This window comes from Tunturiibacter lichenicola (assembly GCF_051013355.1).
Classification (GTDB): domain Bacteria; phylum Acidobacteriota; class Terriglobia; order Terriglobales; family Acidobacteriaceae; genus Edaphobacter; species Edaphobacter lichenicola_F.
The window spans coordinates 5,050,019-5,068,284 of record NZ_CP132944.1 but is presented as its reverse complement, the minus strand read 5'-3'; the positions used below and the strand labels follow the sequence as shown (position 1 = coordinate 5,068,284).

The 18,266-nt window shown below is 56.2% G+C and carries 14 protein-coding genes; 3 read left to right on the top strand and 11 right to left on the bottom strand.

Annotation, left to right across the window (positions count from 1 at the left end):
- From RBB82_RS21275 to RBB82_RS21260, 4 genes are all read right to left on the bottom strand, one after another.
- A complete protein-coding gene (locus tag RBB82_RS21275; RefSeq protein ID WP_433972735.1) occupies positions 1-1,905 on the bottom strand; it encodes an ABC transporter ATP-binding protein in 1,905 nt (634 codons plus the stop codon).
- 29 nt (positions 1,906-1,934) lie between these two features.
- Positions 1,935-2,312: a hypothetical protein gene (locus RBB82_RS21270; RefSeq protein ID WP_433972734.1), complete on the bottom strand. Its 378-nt coding sequence runs from the start codon at positions 2,310-2,312 to the stop codon at positions 1,935-1,937.
- A 178-nt stretch (positions 2,313-2,490) separates the two neighbouring features.
- A complete protein-coding gene (locus RBB82_RS21265) occupies positions 2,491-2,835 on the bottom strand; it encodes a hypothetical protein (RefSeq protein ID WP_433972733.1) in 345 nt (114 codons plus the stop codon).
- 84 nt (positions 2,836-2,919) lie between these two features.
- Positions 2,920-3,810, bottom strand: coding sequence for an SCO family protein (locus tag RBB82_RS21260; protein WP_433972732.1), 891 nt, complete (start codon positions 3,808-3,810; stop codon positions 2,920-2,922).
- 60 nt (positions 3,811-3,870) lie between these two features.
- On the opposite strand from RBB82_RS21260, the gene RBB82_RS21255 reads away from it, so the two are divergent.
- From RBB82_RS21255 to RBB82_RS21245, 3 genes are read left to right on the top strand one after another with little or no spacing between them, the layout of a single operon-like run.
- Positions 3,871-5,028 (top strand): MFS transporter, encoded by a 1,158-nt coding sequence (locus tag RBB82_RS21255; protein ID WP_433972731.1) that lies wholly within the window; start codon positions 3,871-3,873, stop codon positions 5,026-5,028.
- Between the two features lie 43 nt (positions 5,029-5,071).
- Positions 5,072-7,798 carry a PD-(D/E)XK nuclease family protein gene (locus RBB82_RS21250; protein ID WP_433972730.1) on the top strand — a complete coding sequence of 909 codons (2,727 nt, stop codon included), beginning with the start codon at positions 5,072-5,074 and terminating at the stop codon, positions 7,796-7,798.
- Positions 7,791-11,435 (top strand): UvrD-helicase domain-containing protein, encoded by a 3,645-nt coding sequence (locus RBB82_RS21245; RefSeq protein WP_433972729.1) that lies wholly within the window; start codon positions 7,791-7,793, stop codon positions 11,433-11,435. Before RBB82_RS21250 ends, RBB82_RS21245 begins: the two co-directional genes overlap by 8 nt.
- Here RBB82_RS21245 and phoU read toward each other — a convergent pair.
- The 7 genes from phoU to RBB82_RS21210 form a co-directional block, all read right to left on the bottom strand.
- Positions 11,432-12,094 (bottom strand): phosphate signaling complex protein PhoU, encoded by a 663-nt coding sequence (gene phoU, locus RBB82_RS21240; RefSeq protein ID WP_433972728.1) that lies wholly within the window; start codon positions 12,092-12,094, stop codon positions 11,432-11,434. The two genes, RBB82_RS21245 and phoU, sit on opposite strands and share 4 nt — an antisense overlap.
- A complete protein-coding gene (gene pstB, locus RBB82_RS21235; protein WP_433972727.1) occupies positions 12,094-12,852 on the bottom strand; it encodes a phosphate ABC transporter ATP-binding protein PstB in 759 nt (252 codons plus the stop codon). Before pstB ends, phoU begins: the two co-directional genes overlap by 1 nt.
- Complete coding sequence (gene pstA / locus RBB82_RS21230; protein ID WP_433972726.1) at positions 12,852-13,760, bottom strand: phosphate ABC transporter permease PstA; 909 nt, start codon at positions 13,758-13,760, stop codon at positions 12,852-12,854. The genes pstB and pstA overlap by 1 nt, the downstream gene beginning before the upstream one ends.
- Position 13,761: 1 nt before the next feature.
- Complete coding sequence (gene pstC, locus RBB82_RS21225; protein WP_433975434.1) at positions 13,762-14,814, bottom strand: phosphate ABC transporter permease subunit PstC; 1,053 nt, start codon at positions 14,812-14,814, stop codon at positions 13,762-13,764.
- A gap of 141 nt (positions 14,815-14,955) precedes the next feature.
- Positions 14,956-15,963 carry a phosphate ABC transporter substrate-binding protein PstS gene (gene pstS, locus RBB82_RS21220; RefSeq protein WP_433972725.1) on the bottom strand — a complete coding sequence of 336 codons (1,008 nt, stop codon included), beginning with the start codon at positions 15,961-15,963 and terminating at the stop codon, positions 14,956-14,958.
- Positions 15,964-16,072: 109 nt separating this feature from the next.
- Entirely contained in the window at positions 16,073-17,443 is a 1,371-nt protein-coding gene (locus RBB82_RS21215) for a sensor histidine kinase (RefSeq protein WP_433972724.1), read from the bottom strand.
- A gap of 9 nt (positions 17,444-17,452) precedes the next feature.
- The gene (locus tag RBB82_RS21210; RefSeq protein WP_433972723.1) at positions 17,453-18,157 is read right to left on the bottom strand and encodes a winged helix-turn-helix domain-containing protein; all 705 of its coding nucleotides are present in this window, start codon (positions 18,155-18,157) and stop codon (positions 17,453-17,455) included.
- Positions 18,158-18,266: the final 109 nt, after the last annotated feature.

Sequence of the window (18,266 nt, the reverse complement as noted above, 5' to 3'; positions counted from 1 at the left end):
CTAACCCTTAGCAGTCAAGTCTTCAATCGTGTCGCCCTCGCCGGGAGCAAGGAATAGGTTGGTTTCGAGGCCGTGCTGGCGTGTGTAGAGGTCGTAGTAGCGGCCCTGCAGCTTGTACAGTGACTCGTGGCTACCGCGTTCAACGATCCTTCCCTGCTCGATGACCAGGATCTGATCCGCACGCCGAATAGTGGAGAGCCGATGAGCGATGACAAACGTCGTCCGGCCTTGCATGAGAAAGTTGAGGCCGCTCTGAATCAACGCTTCGGATTCGGAGTCGAGTGAACTGGTGGCCTCGTCGAGGATGAGGATGCGTGGATCTGCGAGGATGGCGCGTGCGATGGAGATGCGCTGACGCTGGCCTCCAGAGAGCTTGACTCCTCGTTCGCCCACGATGGTGTCGTACTGCTCCGGAAAGCGCTCGGCGAACTCGTCGACGCGCGCGATGCGGGAAGCCTCCATGAGCTGCGCCTCGGTTGCCTGGGGGCGACTGAAGAGGATGTTCTCGCGAATGGTGCCGTCGAAGAGGAAGGTCTCCTGCAGCACTACGCCGAGTTGCTGACGATAACTTGAGAGCCGGATGGTGGCCAGATCGACGCCGTCAATCAGCACCTGGCCCCCATTCGCGTCGTGAAAGCCACAGATGAGCGAGATGATAGTGGACTTGCCTGAGCCAGAGGAGCCAACAAGCGCGGTAACGGTGCCAGGTTTCGCGTCGAAGCTGATACCGTGCAAAACGGGCTTGTCTGGCACATACGCGAAGGTGACCTCTTTGAAAGCGACCTCTCCGTGGATAGGTCCGATAACGTGTGTGCGGGCTGGGTCGTTATCCTCAGCGCGTTCGTTGAGGATCTCAGTCGTTCGATCGAGGCCGGCCATCGCCTCGGTGAGCTGTGTTCCGATGTTCACGAGTTGGGCGATTGGAGCGACCATGAAGGCCAGAAGCATGGTGTACTCCACATAGCCGCCGACGTCGAGACGGTGCGCGGCGATCTCCCGAGCACCTAAGTACATGACCAGCGAGCCAACGACTCCAAGAACCATCGTCGAAGAGAGCGTCATCAACGATTGCGCGGTGATGGAGCTGATGACATTGGCGAGCAGCCGGCTGATACCGTTCGCAAAGACGCGGGACTCGCTGTCTTCGGCATGGTAGCCCTTGACGACTCGGACACCACCGAGAGACTCGGTGAGACGGCCCGTAACCTCCGCATTAATCTTCGACCGCTCACGGAAGATTGGGCGAATCGTATTGAACGCACGCTGCAGGATGAACCCAAAGACGACAAGGATGCAGAAGGTGAGTAGCGTCATCAGCGTGCTGATGCGGATCAAGATGCAGAACGCTATGATGGCAGTGAGCAGGCCGCCGACAAAGTCGAGCAGGCCGGTTCCAATCAGATTTCGAACGCCCTCAACGTCCGTCATGATGCGGGCAACCAGAGTTCCTGTACGGTTCTCGTCGTAGAAAGCTATTGGTAGGCGGCCAATGTGCTCTTGCACCTGCTTGCGAAGGTCGGAGATGAGGCGCTGGCCGGTAGTAGATAACATCCGGGTAAGCGAAAACGAGCTAATGCCTTGAATAAAGGTGGCGGTGGCGACACCTCCAATAATGTAAGGCAAAAGATGAAGCTGATGCTTGTACATCACGTTGTTGATGAGATAACGCGATGAAACTGGCACTGCAAAACTGCAAAGCCTGTTGACGACCATCAAGAGGAAGCTACCTGCGAGCAGCAGGCGGCGCGGCTTTACGAGCTTCCATATCTCCGGCAGGACCTTCTTCAGTTTGGGCTTGGGGCGCGAGGCGGTAAGGTCGGCCGCCGTTGCCTTGCCTACCCCGCGCGTAGGGCGATCTGCGGATTTCATACCGCCGAAGCTGGATGCTCCAAAGTTAGAGGACATAGTTAGAGTAAGTTTACGCCGCAGACCTGCTAGGCCAGCCGTGACCGCCGAGCGGAGATGAAGGACCGGACGCAGAACAGAACATAGATCAGGCATAGAAGCGATAGAGCGCCCTTCTCTTCGACTGCGGCCGGGTGGGCGAAGTAGGCTCCGTGAGAGAGGCGAATGGTGTCGATGTCAGCAGGGATGGTACCGAGAAACGTGATAAGTGCCACGGTGACGGAGATGTGCATCCAGAGCATGCGCTTCTTGGAGTCTTCCGTGTTGGCCAAGACACCGAAGAGGACAAAGAAGAGGCCGATGACGGCAGGTATCAGAGCCGTAGGATGAGCGCTGCCGGTTGCGACAAAGCCGATGATGCCAAGGAGAACCAGTACGATGCCGAACCCGATTGTAAGTTTTGCCATGACGATAAGACCCTCTGGTGTGACTTCTTCTCAGAATAACGGATTGTCGAAGTTCAGAAGCCGCTAGTGAGGTGGAGGGAGTGTCAACAGACAATCGAACTAAATTCCACTACGGCCCATCACCCTTTTAGGCGTGAAAATGCCCGGTTTAAAACCGGGCATTTAGTGGAAGAGCCAATTAGTGGCCGACGCTGAGATGTGACATCCCCGCCTGATATCCACGGCGGAATCCCTCGCGGTAGTCGTCCCTTGCACTGGCTGGAACGTGAGGGTGACGATATTCATCGCGATTATTCACGTCTGGCCGGCGATGATTGTCATAGTCTTTGCGTGCACCTTCGATGCCGTCGTGATAGCCCTGACGCTGAATATCTCTAAATTCCTGGGGAGGTGCATCCCATCCACCCTGGCCTTGTCCGTATTGGGCAGGTGATGACCCGGTGGGGGTGTGCGCGGCCATAGCGAGGCCAGATGTTCCGAGTGCAAGAGCAAGTATGGGGAGTCCGATTCGATTGATCTTCATGGTAAATAACCTCCGTGCACATAGCGCACCTTAGGTCAGATGATCGATTCGTACCCATTGTTGTCTGGTTTAATGATGTTCCGGCTAAGCGGCGTTCTTTCTGATTGTTGCGATCACGTCCTCTGGCTTCCACTCATTGTTCGGATACCACTCGATGATCTTGCCGTCTCTGCCAACGAGGACGGTCGACAAAGAGTGAGTGAGAGACTTGCTGTCTCCGGGTGTGACGCCGACGTTGAAGAACTGGGTAACGGCCGGAAGATCTTTTTCTGATGGCGCGGCAAAGTCCCAATGAGCAAATCTCTCGTTAGTGAAGTTCCCCGTGTACGCGCCGCCATAACTGCGTAGAACCTTCGGTGTGTCGTAGGTCGGATCAAAGCTGACGCTGAGGAGGTGGGTCTGTTTGTAGAGCGCCGGATCGGCGGCGAGCGCTTTGTCGACATCAGCGAAGTTGTGGCTCATACGCGGGCAGAAATCAGCAAGCTGACAGCGAGTGTAGATGAAGGTGATGAGGACGACCTTACCTTTGAACTGATCAAGATGAATCGTGCGGCCGCTCTGGTTCAGCAGCTTGAAGTCGGGGACCTGATCACCCGGCGTTGGAACATGATAGGCAACCGGCGGCTTGTAGTCGGGACGAGCCTGCGCGATGACGACGATATCTTTGAGCTGGATGTTGGTATAGTCGCCGTCCTTGTCGCGGTCCGCAAGTACCTTCGCAGCGATGCGGTCGCCGGGATGCAGCTCGCCAACGACGCTAGGATCCTGGAGTTTGTAGTCCATCATCATCGCTTCCATGAAGCCAGGAACATCTTCCCCATCGAGTGTGACGTGCGTCGCATCGGTGGAGACTACTTTGCCGCGGATGGTGAAGATCTTCTGCTCGGTGGATTTGGTGGCAGCAGACGGAACTTCATGATGGCAGCCAACAAGGAAAGCGACAAAGGCAAGAAGAAATAAACGAGTGCAAGACACGGGCGTACTCCTGAGTCAATGATAATGGCTGCAACGCGAGAATCGTTCTGGGGGTCAGGTTTGTCGAAAAGTAGTACGGCTGCTCCGTCGTTAGGACTCATGCACTACGGATTGATGCTTGCAGGTCTGGGGACGGCATTGCTAGGGCCGATTCTTCCTCTGCTTGCGAAACAATGGGCGATGGCAGATTCACAGAGCGGCCTTCTGATGATGGCAAAGTTCTGTGGGGCGTTCCTGGGTGGCGTGACGGTGTCGCGGAGACTGCGACAGAGCCTGCTCATTGGTCTGTTAGGTGGGGCGCTGGGATTTGGCGGCTTTGCTGTCGCTCCGTCAATGATAGTCGGCTGCGTTGCGTTGTTTGTAGGTGGATTTGGTCTGGGACAGATCATTACCTCCGTCAATATTCTCGCTGGGCGGAGGTTTACAGAACATCGAGGGTCTGCGCTTGCGTTGCTTAATTTTTCTTTCAGCTTGGGCGCGATGTTGTCGGCGCTGCTGGCAGCGTGGCTGCTTCCGCGATTCACACTGCGGAGTGTGCTGGCAGGTTTTGCAATGCTGTTTGCCGTCGGAATCGTTGTGTTTAGCATTCAGATGCGCATAGATCCCTCTACGACAGAAGAAGTGGACGTGACGGATCTGGAAGCCAAGCCTCAAACCGGGCTGAGTAGGCGCTTGTATGTGTACTTCGCGTGCCTGCTTGTACTCTATGGCGGCCTGGAGACGTGTTTGAGCGGCTGGCTTACGACGTTCGCTCTGCGATACGGTGACAAAACGCTGGCAGTGAGCGAGTACACAACTCTGCTTTTATGGATGTCTCTCACCCTGGGACGAGCGGGTTCTTCAGCGGTGATGATGAAGGTCGGAGAGAAGACGGTGCAGCGCTGTGGTTTGGCGTTGACCGCAATATTTACCGCGGGACTGGCGACGGCTCACTCGGCAGTAACAATTGCGGGTTTCGCTGTGCTGCTGGGCTTGAGTTTGTCGCCGTTCTTCCCGGCAACGTTTGCGTTGCTCATGGCGGAGCGGCCAACGGCGCGTCAGGCAGGCATCGTGCTCGCAGTCTCCGGTTTAGGTGCGGCCGCGTTGCCGTGGCTGATGGGTGTAGTTTCGACAAAGACTGGGTCACTGCAAGTGGCGCTGGGACTCCCCTTCGCGGCTGCAGTCATGCTTCTGGGGATGAGCCTGTTTGCACCAAAAGGCCAGCAATTTACTCACTGATTTGTAACGGGTTTTCCAACGAATGGGAGAGTATAACCGAGGTATGGATGGTCGGGAGTTGCTGCCGGGTGAGATTGTAGCGGCGCTGGAACGGGGCGCAATCGTAGTAACTGGAAATCAGCGGGCGGCACGTACTCTCCGTCGCGGGTTTGACCGACGGAATCGCACCTTAGGATTTAAAACCTGGCAACCACCAATGATCATGGCCTGGGATGCCTGGATGACAGCACTATGGCACGAGCTCGTGATGGATGGTCACGCGACGCAGATGCTGCTGAACCGAACGCAGGAACATGCCTTGTGGCGAACCGTTCTCGAAGCGGATGAAGAGCTGGCGAGTTTGCGCACAGTCGATTCTCTCGCCACGGTGGCGTCCGAGGCGTGGCGGCTGATCTGTAACTACGACGGACGGCAGAGACTACGTGGTGCTATCGGCAACTCAGATACACGATCGTTTCAACGGTGGGCCCGCATGTTTGAAAGGCGCTGCCAGGTGGAGGGGTTCATAACCCAGGCACAGCTGGAAGATACGTTGCACGATGCGATCAGGAATAAGTTGATCGCACTTCCACCAAGTGGTGTGATCCTCGTGGGCTTCGACGGAATGACTCCCGCACAAAGGAAATTGGTGGAAGTTTTAAGGTCGGCGAGCGTAGAGGTCGAAGAGTTGCAGCTATCTGTTGACGTGGCTCGGCACAATTTAGTTGGAGTTGAAGATGAACAGCAGGAGTTTTCCGTCGCTGCAAGATGGACGCGCAGATTTCTCGAAGCACAGCCTGATGGAAGAGTAGCTCTCATCGTGCCTGGACTTGAGCTGAAACGGAGAGAGATCGATCGTGTGTTTCGCGACGTGCTGGCTCCCGAGTTGCAGGATATTCGAACTGGCAGTCAGACAGGGCCGTATGAATTTTCGCTCGGAACGCCACTCGCGGAGATACCGATGGTCGCGATAGCCTTCGATCTGTTGCAGTGGACGAGCGAGCCGCTTCCGTTGGAGAGGGTAAGCCGCCTATTGCTGTCTCGCTACTTTGCGATGAGGACCTCCGAACGAGGAGCTCGAGCAGAGTTCGACGCGTTTGGGTTGCGTAAAGCGCGAACACTGCGACCGGAGATCTCGTTGGATGAGTTGATTGCTCTGGCCGAACGCTCAAAGTGGAAGGGAAGATTACCGCTACTCATCTCAACGTTGCGGTCGATCCGCACGGTGGTGAACAGACTGCGAGGGTTTGACGCGCGGACGCACGCGGAGTGGGCTGAACGAATGCGAGAGCTATTGAACTCCGCAGCATGGGGTCCAGATTCATCAGAGACCAGCTTCGAGTTCCAGGTACGCCGTAAATGGGAGAGTGCGCTTGATGAGCTCGCAACTCTGGACTTCGATGGTGTGAACATCGATCTGGACCACGCACTTGCGGAGCTAATAGCGATTGCGCGCAACACCATGTTTGCACCGGAGTCACGCGATGCCCCAGTACAGATCATGGATCCGCTTGAAGCTGCAGGAGGGATCTTCGACGCAGTCTGGTTTTTGCACGCAGGCGAACTGAATTGGCCGATTGTAGCCATGAGCAATTCCCTGCTGCCCTGGCACTTGCAAAGGGAGTTGGGGATGCCAGGCACAGATGTCGCTCGCGACGACGCATTCGCGCGAAGAATGACAGAGCGAATAGCTGGATCTGCTCAGACAGTCGTATTCAGTTATGCGAAGATGGCCTCAGAAGGAAGCCAACGACCTTCCGCCACGCTCGCAGAGCTTAGGCTCGCCGAGATTGAGCCCGCCGATATTCTTGAGCCCGAAGCCACGCCGACACTAACTGCGATCGAGGAGATCGAAGACACTGCGCCGATACATGCCTTGCCAGACCGAGTCATTCGCGGAGGCGCGAGAATTCTAGAGCTCCAGGCGGCATGCGGCTTCCGAGCATTTGCTGAGCAGCGGCTATGGGCGACTGATCTTGAATCGATCGAGCCGGGAATGGACGCAAGAGAGAGCGGCACGGTAGTGCACAAAGTACTTGAGATCTTCTGGGACGAAGTGAAAACCCAGGATGCGTTAAGAGCCATGACAACACAACAACGAAGTGACGTGTTGAAGCGGTGTATCGCTCAAGGACTGAATAAGACGTTGGAGGCGAGCACAACAACTTGGGATGACGCCTATCTGGACGTACAACAGGCGAGGTTGCTCACATTGCTATCCGGATGGCTGCATCTGGAGTTGGAGCGCAAGTTGCCCTTCGAGGTACAGCTGAGCGAGAAGGAGTTCAAAGATGTTCGAGTAGGTCCGCTGCGGCTGAATGTGCGCATGGATCGAGTCGACAAGGTCGAAGGGGGCGAGGTGCTGATCGACTACAAGACAGGTACTGCGTCACCAAATGATTGGCTTACGGCAAGGCCGGACGCTCCGCAGCTACCGCTCTATGCGATTCTTTCCCAACCAGACCAGCTTCAGGCTGTGGCATTTGGAATCGTGCGTGTAGGTGTGGACCGAGAGATGAAGGGGTACGCTGTCAACGATGACATTCTTCCTGGTAAGAGTACGAAATTCAAAGAGGCTCCGACTCTGGCAGCACAGGTAGAACAATGGAGGATCGTACTCGAAGGGTTGGCAGAAGAGTTCCACTCCGGCGATGCGCGAGTGCGTCCGAAGATGTACCCGAAGACGTGTCAGCACTGTGGGCAGCGGTTATTGTGCCGTCTGGACACGTCGCTATTTGAAGATGTCGACGAAGGGGACGAAAGCTCGGAAGCAGAGGTGATCCTTGGCTGATCTCTTCATTGTTCCCAAGCTCGAACATGTGCCGGATACGAAAGACGAACGGCCGCCAGACTGGCACGATCGGGAACGCGCGCTCGATGTTCGGCATTCGTGGATCGTAGAAGCCCCAGCTGGGTCGGGAAAGACCGGGCTACTAATTCAACGTTATCTCAAGCTACTGGCAGATGAGAGCGTCGAAGACCCCACACAAGTACTGGCAATCACATTCACGGTCAAGGCGACAGCAGAGATGCGAGAGCGCGTGACTGCCCAGTTGGAGAGTGCTGCACACAACAAACCGACAAAGAGCGATTCAACGTTTGATCGCCAGACACGGGCATTAGCCGAAGCGGTATTGCAACGCGACAAATTATTCGGGTGGAATTTATTGGAACACCCGCGAAGGTTGAGAATCCGCACCATTGACTCTCTTTGTATGGAGATCGCCCAGTCGCTGCCTGTGCTGTCGGGCAGTGGTGGCGGGCAAAAGCCAGTGGAGGACGCAGCTCCAATGTATCGCGAGGCGGCACGACGGACGCTGATGCAACTCGGGGGGCCAGATACTGCATTGGATGAAGCACTGCGGACGCTGATGTTGCATCGTGATGGAAGCCTTGCGGACTGCGAGAGGCTATTGATGGAAATGCTGCCGCTTCGCAATCAGTGGGGCGAATTGGTGCCGTTGGCGAAGCAGGAGTTGGATGACGAGTTCCTTGACGGAACAGTGTTGCCGAAGCTGGAGCGAGCGCTCGAAGAGGCAGTGTGTGCGGGGCTGACGCGTTTAGCGCAGACCGTGCCGCCGGATATCCTGCAGGAACTTTCTTCGCTTGCAGGTGAGATGGGCCATGCAGATGGGCATAAGGGCAATCCTTCCCCTATAGCGATGTGTGCCGGAGTGCACACCGCGCCGGGCGAGACGGCCAAGGATCTTGACCATTGGCGTGCTCTGATTCATCTGATGACAACTGTGGATGGCAAATGGCGAGCAGGCTTCCGCAGCAACTGGCTAAAGTTCGAAGTCGAAAAAATTCACGCTGCAAGACTGGGAGATCTAATCGAGGAGTTGCGCGGTAACGATGCCGTACTGGACGCGATCGAGCTGGTGAAGAACCTGCCGCCGATCAAGTACCCAGCCGAGCAATGGGGCGTCGCGAAGGCGTTGTTTCGAGTCCTGAGTCGCGCGCTTGCGGAGCTGCAGTTAGTCTTCGCAACGCAAGGCCAGTGTGATTTCACCGAGCCCGGGCTCCTCGCGCAGGTCGCTCTCCGTCGGGACGGCGCGGTGAATGACTACAACGATGCTCTGGGAATGAAGCTGCAGCATCTGCTCGTAGATGAGATGCAGGACACCTCCAGCAGCCAGTATGAGCTGGTTCAACTTCTCACACAGGGTTGGGACGGACAGAGTCAAACCGTGTTTTTGGTGGGTGATCCAAAGCAATCGATCTACCTTTTTCGCCAGGCCAGGGTAGAGCGGTTTGTGAGAACCATGCAGACGGAGCGGTTTGGTGATTTGCCTGTGGGCCGGCTCCAATTGACTGCGAACTTCCGTTCGCAGCGCGGGCTCGTGGAAGACTTCAACGAAAACTTCTCTCTTCTGTTTCCCCGAGAGGTAAACGTGACAAACTCCGAGGACGTGCCATATATCGAGGCGAAGGCTGTGCGCCCGGTGTCGCAGACCAAGTCTCTGAATCTTGTATGGCACGCACGTCTGCTCGCCTCAGGGGATAAGCCAGAAAAAGCGAAGAAGCAACGCCGCCATGAAACGAAGCTGGAGGCACAGAATATCAGGGCAATTATTGAGGATTGGCGCAGTCGCCCGTTGCCTAAAGGACGAAGCGAGCCGTGGCGGATCGCAGTCCTGGTGCGGAGCCGCAAGCTGCTGAGCAATATCGTTGCAGAGCTGACCGACGCTGCCAAGGGCGCGATTCCTTATCGTGCGGTAGACATTGAGGGGCTCGGAGAGAGGCAGGAGGTGTTGGATTTATACGCACTGACGCGGGCATTGCTGCATCCTGCAGATCGCGTTGCATGGTTTGCTGTATTGCATGCTCCGTGGTGCGGGCTAGGGCTCGCGGATCTTCACATGCTGGCTGGCGCGGATGATCCGGTATGGGCTGAGCGTTGCGTCGAAGATGTGATTGTGGAACGTGGAGACCTGTTGAGTGAAGAAAGTTGCACCCGGCTGGCGCACGTGTGGCCAGTTCTGCAGGCGGCTCGAAACCATCGGTCTGGGTTGACGACCGCACAATTGGTGGAGAGGACCTGGCGTTCTTTGGGAGGCGATGTTTATCTGAAACCAGCCGAGATGGCGAATGTTCGACGGTATCTGCAGCTGCTTGACGAGGTGGAAGAACAGGGTGAGTTGCTGGATCTTCGTCTGCTGAAAAGGCAACTCGACAGGCTATTTGCAGAGGCGGGGCCGGCCGCAGGCGCTGTGGATCTGATGACAATCCACGGAGCGAAGGGGCTTGAGTGGGACGTAGTGATAGTGCCCGGGCTTGAAAAAAAGCCGCAGGGAAATCGCGAAAAGTTACTGACGTGGAACGAAATCAATTCCGCAGATGCAAGCGCGGCATCGATCGTTCTGGCGCCGATTGTAAGCCGGGGCGAGGGCTCCAAAGAGCTAAACGACTGGCTGAAAGGCATCAACAAGGCTCGGGATGCAGCCGAGAGGAAACGCCTTTTTTACGTCGCGTGCACACGCGCGCGGGAGGAGCTACATCTATTTGCCACTCCAGACGAGACCTCAAAAGGGGAAGTCCAGCGAGCCTATGGGAGTCTGCTGGCGACAGCTTGGCCGGCTGCGGAAAGGCACTTTGCAAACATCACTCCCGTATCCGAGGACCGGAAGACTACGTTTGTGATGTCCCTGTTTCCCGAACAGGGGGATGAAGGTTTTATCGACAGCCTCGCAGCTAGCGACGACAGCCGCGAGCGGCCCGCAATGTTGAAGCGGTTGTCGCTAAACTTCAACACAGAAGCAAGATTCGCAGCCTCGCCGAAACTGTCGTATGGGGATGCAGAGACAGCACCGAATGCAACTCCCTTCGACAGGCCTGAGGGCTCGTTTGAGGCTCGTGCCTTTGGCAACGCTGTCCACGCCTTTATGGAAATCCTGACAAAACTCCTAGCCAGCGGCGGCGATATCGATACGCTATTACGCGAAGTTGCCGGATGGTCGTCGCGAATTGCTGCTCTGCTGCGCGGAGACGGACTTCCACCTGCCGCCGTTGAACGGCTTACGACGCGTGTCAAAACAGCATTAACGAACACACTCATGGACTCCGATGGACTATGGGTGTTGAGTCCGCACAATGGAGCATCCAGCGAGTATGCACTCATATCGTGGGACGAGAACCGGAGCAGCGTGCGCTTGGATCGGATGTTCCTCGCTGGCGCTGAGCCGCAGAAGACCGGCGATGACTACCTCTGGATCATCGACTACAAGACATCAACCCATGGGCAAGGTGGTGTTGACGAGTTTCTCGCCGAAGAGCGTACAAAATATGCTCCCCAGATGGAAGCATATGGGCGAATGATGCGCGAAAGTGTGTCAATGGACAGGCTGCGCGTCGGGCTCTATTATCCCGCCCTACCCCGACTAGTCTGGTGGCAGCCTGAGCTGAGCCCGCCACTACTCTCAGACTAATTTATGGTGCTGTTGTGACGAACATCGGCACCCCGCACCCAGAAGATCACGTCTTCGGCGATATTGGTGGCATGGTCGCCTACACGCTCGAGGTTGCGCGAGATGATGAGCGCGTTCAACGACTGCGGGGTCAATTCGGGCTTCTCTTTGATGAGCGAACTAAGCGCATAAAATGCAGCATCGTTCATCTCGTCAACCTGGTCGTCGAGACGCAGGACGGAGTTAGCTAGTTCGGCGTCTCCTTCGATAAATGCCTGTAGCGATTTGCGAACCATTGCAGAAGAGAGCGAGGCGAGTTTGGGAATATCGACGGGAAGATCGATGTTTGCAAACGCTCCCATCTCGCGAACACGAACCGCAATATTGACAGCTTGATCTCCAACGCGCTCAAGATCGGCATTGATGCGGATGACCGACAGAATGAAGCGGAGATCGACAGCCATGGGCTGCTCCATGGCGAGGAGATCGAGCGCCATCTGATCGATCTCGCGCTCCAGCCGGTTGATCGAGGGCTCGGCGCGAAAGACGAGTTCGCAAATAGAGAGGTCGCGAGTGCTGTAGGCCTCGATAGAACGTTGAATCGCTTGTTCGGCCATGCCGGCCATGACAAGCAACTTCTCTTTGAGATCGTCGAGGCTCTGGTGAAATTTGACGCGCATCAGCCGAACCTCCCAGTGATGTAGTCTTCTGTTCGCTTATCCCGCGGATTGGTGAAGATCTTGTGCGTGGAATCGAACTCGACCATCTTGCCGTTCAGGAAGAAGCCCGTGTTTTCGGCGACACGAGCGGCCTGCTGCATGTTGTGGGTCACGATAACAATGGTGTATTGAGACTTCAACTGAAAGATGAGGTCTTCGATCTTCGACGTAGAGACGGGATCGAGCGCGGAAGCAGGCTCGTCCATGAGAAGAACCTCGGGGTCGACGGCAAGTGCACGTGCGATACACATCCGCTGCTGTTGTCCGCCAGAGAGCGAAGCCCCGGACTTCTTTTTGAGATCGTCTTTGACCTCTTCCCACAGCGCAGCCTGCTTAAGCGAACGCTCGACGGTCTCGTCCAAAATACGGCGATTGCGGAAGCCATTGAGCTTGAGTCCACTCACAACATTGTCGTAAATTGACATAGTCGGAAAAGGATTTGGGCGCTGAAATACCATGCCGACCCGGCGACGAATCTCAACCGGCGACGCATCGTTGTAGATGTCAATATCACCCATCTTCACCATGCCGGTGGCGCGGGCAATGGGATTGGTTTCGTGCATGCGGTTCAGGCATCGGACGAAGGTGGATTTGCCGCACCCTGAGGGACCGATCAACGCAGTGGCGTGGTTAGCCGGGATATGTAGGTTGATATCCTGCAGCGTATGGGTCGTCCCATACCACGCGTTCAAATCCTCAACTAAAATGCCGACTCCCACTAGCTTCCTCCCTTGAGTACGCCGCGGTTGGCAAAGATCCGAACGAGCGTGACTGAAACCATGATTAAAACGATAAGAACAAGCGCACCAGCCCACGCCAGACGATGCCACTCGTCATACGGCGAGATAGCGTAAACGTAAATCTGTAGCGGCAACGCAGCGATTGGCTCGCTAAGTTTAAAGTTCCAGAACTGGTTGCCGAATGCCGTAAACAACAATGGCGCGGTCTCTCCAGCTACCCGCGCAAAGGCCAGCATGCAGCCCGTGATGATTCCCGGCGAGGCGGTCCGCAAGCTCACCGAAATAGCTGTACGCCACTTGGGAACGCCGAGGCCGAGAGCAGCTTCGCGGATCGCGTGAGGGACCGTGGCCAGCATCTCTTCCGTGGTGCGGGTGATGGTGGGCACCATCATGATCGCAAGTGCGACGCCACCGGCGAGTGCAGAAAAATGCTTCTGTTGCACAACGATCAGAGAGTAGATCGCAATACCCATGACGATCGAAGGAACGCCATTTAAGACATCGGCGGTAAAGCGGACAGCTGTTGCCAAAGCTTTACCTCGGCCAAACTCCGCAAGATAAACACCCGCAGCGATACCGATGGGAACACCCATCAGGCTTGCGAGGAGGAGAATGATACCCGAACCAACAATCGAATTCGCCATCCCCCCACCGGTCTCGCCCACCGGCGCTGGGATGTGGGTGAAAAAGGCGAGGTTCAGCGAGCTGGCCCCTTTGTAAATGAGGTAGAAAAGGATCGCGAGCAGCGGCAGAATGACGAGTATTGTCGCGAGGATCGACAACCCGGCGATAAAGTAGTTGGTCGCATTGCGCCGGGCTGTATTCATGCGCATGGACCGAGTCTGAAAGTCCATAGGTGGCCGATTGCTGAGAGGTTGAGTGCTCATGTCAGATCACCCGTGCCGGAGCGTTGCGCGTAACTGCCCAGACCATCAAACGGGCGATGGCATTGACGACGATCGTGACCAGGAAGAGCGCGAGCCCAATCTCAATGAGAGCACTAAGGTAGAGATCGCCAGTAGCTTCGGAGAACTCGTTTGCGATGACGCTGGCCAGCGTATATCCAGGCGCAAACAGCGACTTGCTGATGTCGGGGTGGTTGCCGATCACCATTGTGACCGCCATCGTCTCCCCCAGCGCGCGGCCGAGACCAAGCATAACGGCACCCACGATTCCAATGCGCGAGTTGCGTAGAACGCCGATGCGGATCATCTCCCAGCGCGTTGCTCCCAGCGCAAGAACTGCTTCGCGTTGGCTGTTTGGCACCGCATTCATAATGTCGCGAGTAAGCGACGAGATGATCGGCAAAATCATGATTGCCAGGATCATGCTCGCTGTCAGGAGACCGACGCCGAAGTTCGATCCTTCAAAGAAGCCCGTCCAGCCGAGTGTCTTGTAGAGGAATGGGCCGATGACATCACGCATGAGCGGCACAAGGACGAAGACCGCCCAGAGGCCGTAGACGACCGAAGGAATGGCTGCGAGTAACTCAGTGAGAAACGAGATCGGGGCGCGGAGCGGACGTGGACAGAGCTCCGTGATAAAAACTGCTACGCCGAGGGCCAATGGCACAGCCATACAAAGAGCGAGCAGCGAGGTTGCAAGCGTGCCGTAGATAAACGGCAGCGCGCCGAAGTCGCCCGAGACTGGATCCCACGCCTGCCGGGTAAAGAACTTCCAGCCAAACTGGACCAGGCTCAGCTTGGAGTGAATGACCAGGATGCCGAAGATAAAGATGACGATTGCGAAGATACTGCACGCGCAAACAAGCATGACGGCGGCGAAGCTGTCATCGGCGAGACGGCCGCTTCCCCGCTTGCTGAGGAAGTCTCGAATTGGTGATGGCGCTGCCACAACTGCGTCCGATGCCGTGACCGGAGCAGGGCTCGTCAAGGGCGACGCTGCAGGCGATGGAGACCTGGATTCTCGCTCGGGAGTCATACGGATAGAAGACACAATCTCATTTCCTGACGGTTTGATTCTAAGGGTCGATTGTAACGGGCCTGAAACCTTGAACCGGAATATAGGTCAAGAAATATGCCGCACGGAGTTGAATCGACATAAATCCGTGCGGCATTTGCACTACTTGACGGTTGCAATGCTCTTACGGACCATGTCCTGCACCTGCTTCGGCAATGGAGCGTAGGTTAAAGCAGCGGCCTCGGCTTCGCCATGATCGAGCATCCACCCGAGGAAGTCGGCCAGTGCCTTTGCCTTGTTCGGATCGGCGGAGTGAACCGGAATCAGCAGCCACGTGAAGCTGGAGATCGGGTACGCATCCGCTCCTGGAGCGTTTGTGATGGAGACGCGGTAGTCGGCGGGCATCGTCTTGGCAGCGCCAGCGGCAGCAGCTGTCACGCCTGCCGTGGAGGCCTTGAGGAACTTACCGGAGGCATTGCGCACAGCACCGAAGCTCATCTTATTGGTCTCGGCGTAAATCAATTCAACGTATCCAAAGGAGAAAGGAGACTGACGAACCATTCCGGAGACGCCTTCATTTCCCTTCTGACCAATGCCGGTGGGCCACTTAATCGAGGCGCCCTTACCAACCCGGCTATTCCAGTCTGAGCTAACCTTCGATAGAAAGTCGGTAAAGATAAAGGTCGTGCCGCTTCCATCCGACCGATACACGGGAAGAATGGCCTTATCCGGAAGATTGGCGCCGGGATTGTCTTTCGCAATGCGTGGATCACTCCACTTGGTAATCTTGCCTAGATAAATATCAGCGATCACATCTCCGGAGAAGTTCAAATCTTTATTGATTCCCGGGATGTTGTAAACCGGAACCACCGCGCCCAGCACGGTCGGAATATGCATCACCTTGACCTTCGCCGCGGCCAACTGCTCGTTGGTCATCGGGCTGTCGCTGGCGCCGAAATCCACCGTGCCTTCGGAGACCTGACGGATACCGCCGCCGGAACCGATGGATTGGTAATTAATCTTCACATTCGAATGCAGCTGGCTGTACTCACTAAACCACTTGGAGTAAATGGGGTACGGAAAGGTAGCCCCTGCTCCGTTGATGTTCTGCGCGTTGGCTCCGATAGTCACAAGCGCCAGGACGCCTGCTGCAATAACTTTCAGTTTCACTAATTCCCCCTAGGATCAGAATGCATCGATCGTTCAATCAGTCAATACATCTCATATCGAGTGTGAGCGGAAATTGTTACGGGGAGGTTACATCGGGGTGAAAACGGCATTATTCGACCACTGATTGAGCTTTTGGGAGGGTAAAGATGAAAGTACTCCCCGCATTCAGCTCACTCTCAGCGCGAATCGACCCGCCGTGGGTCTGCACCATATGCCGTGCAATCGCAAGTCCAAGGCCAGTCCCACCGGACTCCCGCGAGCGAGCTTTATCCACCCGGTAAAAGCGCTCGAAGATTCTGCCGAGATGCTCAGAAGCAATTCCAGGGCCAAAATCACGCACGCTGAACTCGACCGCTTCGATCGGATCAGACACGTCGCGCGAACTGACGACCACTCTGCAGTGAGTCTCGTTACGAGCCTGCCCATACTTGATGCCATTTTCAATGAGGTTGCTGAGAACTTGAAGGATCGCGTCCGTATCCGCGAAGACCTCCGCAGTCGAGATCTCCCCGATTTCGAGCACAGCTTCGGCATCCTGAACAAGGCCACTCATAGCAAGGACCGCGTCGCGAACGAGGACGTCGGCAGGGATGGGTGCCGGGTGCAGCTCTTGTTCGGACGACTCAACTCGCGCCATCACCAGAAGGTCCTCCGTCAGGCGGTTCATGCGAGTGGCATTCTTGAGAATAATCGTCAAAAATTCACGCGCCGCTCTACTCAACGACGCCTCATGGTCGAGAAGGGTCTCAACATATCCAGTAATCGAGGTTAGTGGGGTACGAAGCTCATGGGAGACGTTAGCAACAAAGTCACGCTGGGTACGTTCCACCTGCTCGATACGGGTAATATCGTGCAACACCGCCACGGCACCCCCACCCGGCATCGGAGAGACGTTGACCTCGAAGATGCGTCCGGGCAAAAGCGACATGGAGCGACCTTCGCTGATGATGCGCAACTCAAGCGACGTACGCACACAGTCCAGAATCTCAGGATCGCGAATCGTCTGGACGAGAGCGTGGCCGATTCGAATCGAGCTACTGAAAGAGGTGCCCGGAATCAGCTTCTGCATCCGTTGATTGGTCCACTGGATTCGACCAGCCGGGTCGACCGCAATCACGGCGTCCTGCATACTGTCGATCATCGCCTCCAACTCGCGCCTGCTCTCCGAGGCGTCGTTCAGGGCTCGGCCCACGTGATCGGAAGCCTCTGAGATGGCACGGGCTAGACCATCGAAGTCACTATACGAATGATCGATCGCTCCGATTCTCCGGTCGGGGATAGCGACGGTTGAGGTCTGCAGGAGATCGATGTTACGGCGTACCGAGAGTGTCAACAGGTAAGCGTTGATGCCGGCCCAGGCGATGACGAGCACCGTCCCGATCACCCAGCCTCGCGGAGCGAACCACACCCTCATCAGGGCGACAAATCCGAGAGCAATTGCTATTCGGATAAAGAACGAGAGAAAGAGACCACGTTTCACGGTTGTCCCCTACGCCTGCGCCGCCTTTGGGATCTCAAAACGATACCCTGCACCACGCATCGTCTTAAGATACCGCGGAGTTTCGGCATCGACTTCAATCTTCTCCCGGATGCGCCGCACATAGACATCGACCGAGCGCGGAGTAACGAAGCGAGCGTCACCCCACACAGCATCCAGAAGATGGTCGCGGCTGAAAACCCGACCGGGATGACGGGCGAGATAGTCCAGAAGCCGAAACTCCGTTGCAGTCGTTGTGACCAGCTCGCCGTTAACCCGAAGCTGCATGGCGCTGGCATCGATCTCCACATTCTCAAACTTCAGTACAGAGGGAGAACTCGGCCGTTCGAAGCGTCGCAGGACTGCTTTGACTCGAGCCACCAGCTCTCGCGTCGCAAACGGCTTCGTGATGTAGTCATCGGCGCCCATCTCGAGGCCATGCACGCGATCATTCTCAGCCGCACGAGCCGTGAGGAAAATAATCGGCACGACACTGAGCGTTGGATTCTGCCGCAATCTCCGGCAAAGGTCGAGTCCATCGCCCCCGGGAACCATGATATCCAGCAGAAAAAGTGCAGGTGGCTGCCGTTCAGCATCAGTAAGTATCTGATTTATAGCCAGATACGGGCGAACGGTAAACCCCGCGCTCTCCAGATGGTACTGCACCAGGCGGGAGATATCCGCGTCATCTTCCAACACAAAAATCGTCTGACTCAATTCGTAAACCTCTGTCGATCCAAAACTTGATTAACGTCAGGTTAGCGCACCACTGACGGGGGATTGCTAACGTACGATGAAACGTCCACAGTAAACCGTATGAAGGGTA

What these genes read in the sequence shown, in the direction of transcription:
- pstC (WP_433975434.1), bottom strand. Translation starts at nt 14,814, where the DNA reads ATGACTCCCGAGCGAGAATCCAGGTCTCCATCGCCTGCAGCGTCGCCC.
- RBB82_RS21270 (WP_433972734.1), bottom strand. Translation starts at nt 2,312, where the DNA reads ATGGCAAAACTTACAATCGGGTTCGGCATCGTACTGGTTCTCCTTGGC.
- RBB82_RS21275 (WP_433972735.1), bottom strand. Translation starts at nt 1,905, where the DNA reads ATGTCCTCTAACTTTGGAGCATCCAGCTTCGGCGGTATGAAATCCGCA.
- pstA (WP_433972726.1), bottom strand. Translation starts at nt 13,760, where the DNA reads ATGAGCACTCAACCTCTCAGCAATCGGCCACCTATGGACTTTCAGACT.
- phoU (WP_433972728.1), bottom strand. Translation starts at nt 12,094, where the DNA reads ATGCGCGTCAAATTTCACCAGAGCCTCGACGATCTCAAAGAGAAGTTG.
- RBB82_RS21250 (WP_433972730.1), top strand. Translation starts at nt 5,072, where the DNA reads ATGGATGGTCGGGAGTTGCTGCCGGGTGAGATTGTAGCGGCGCTGGAA.
- RBB82_RS21265 (WP_433972733.1), bottom strand. Translation starts at nt 2,835, where the DNA reads ATGAAGATCAATCGAATCGGACTCCCCATACTTGCTCTTGCACTCGGA.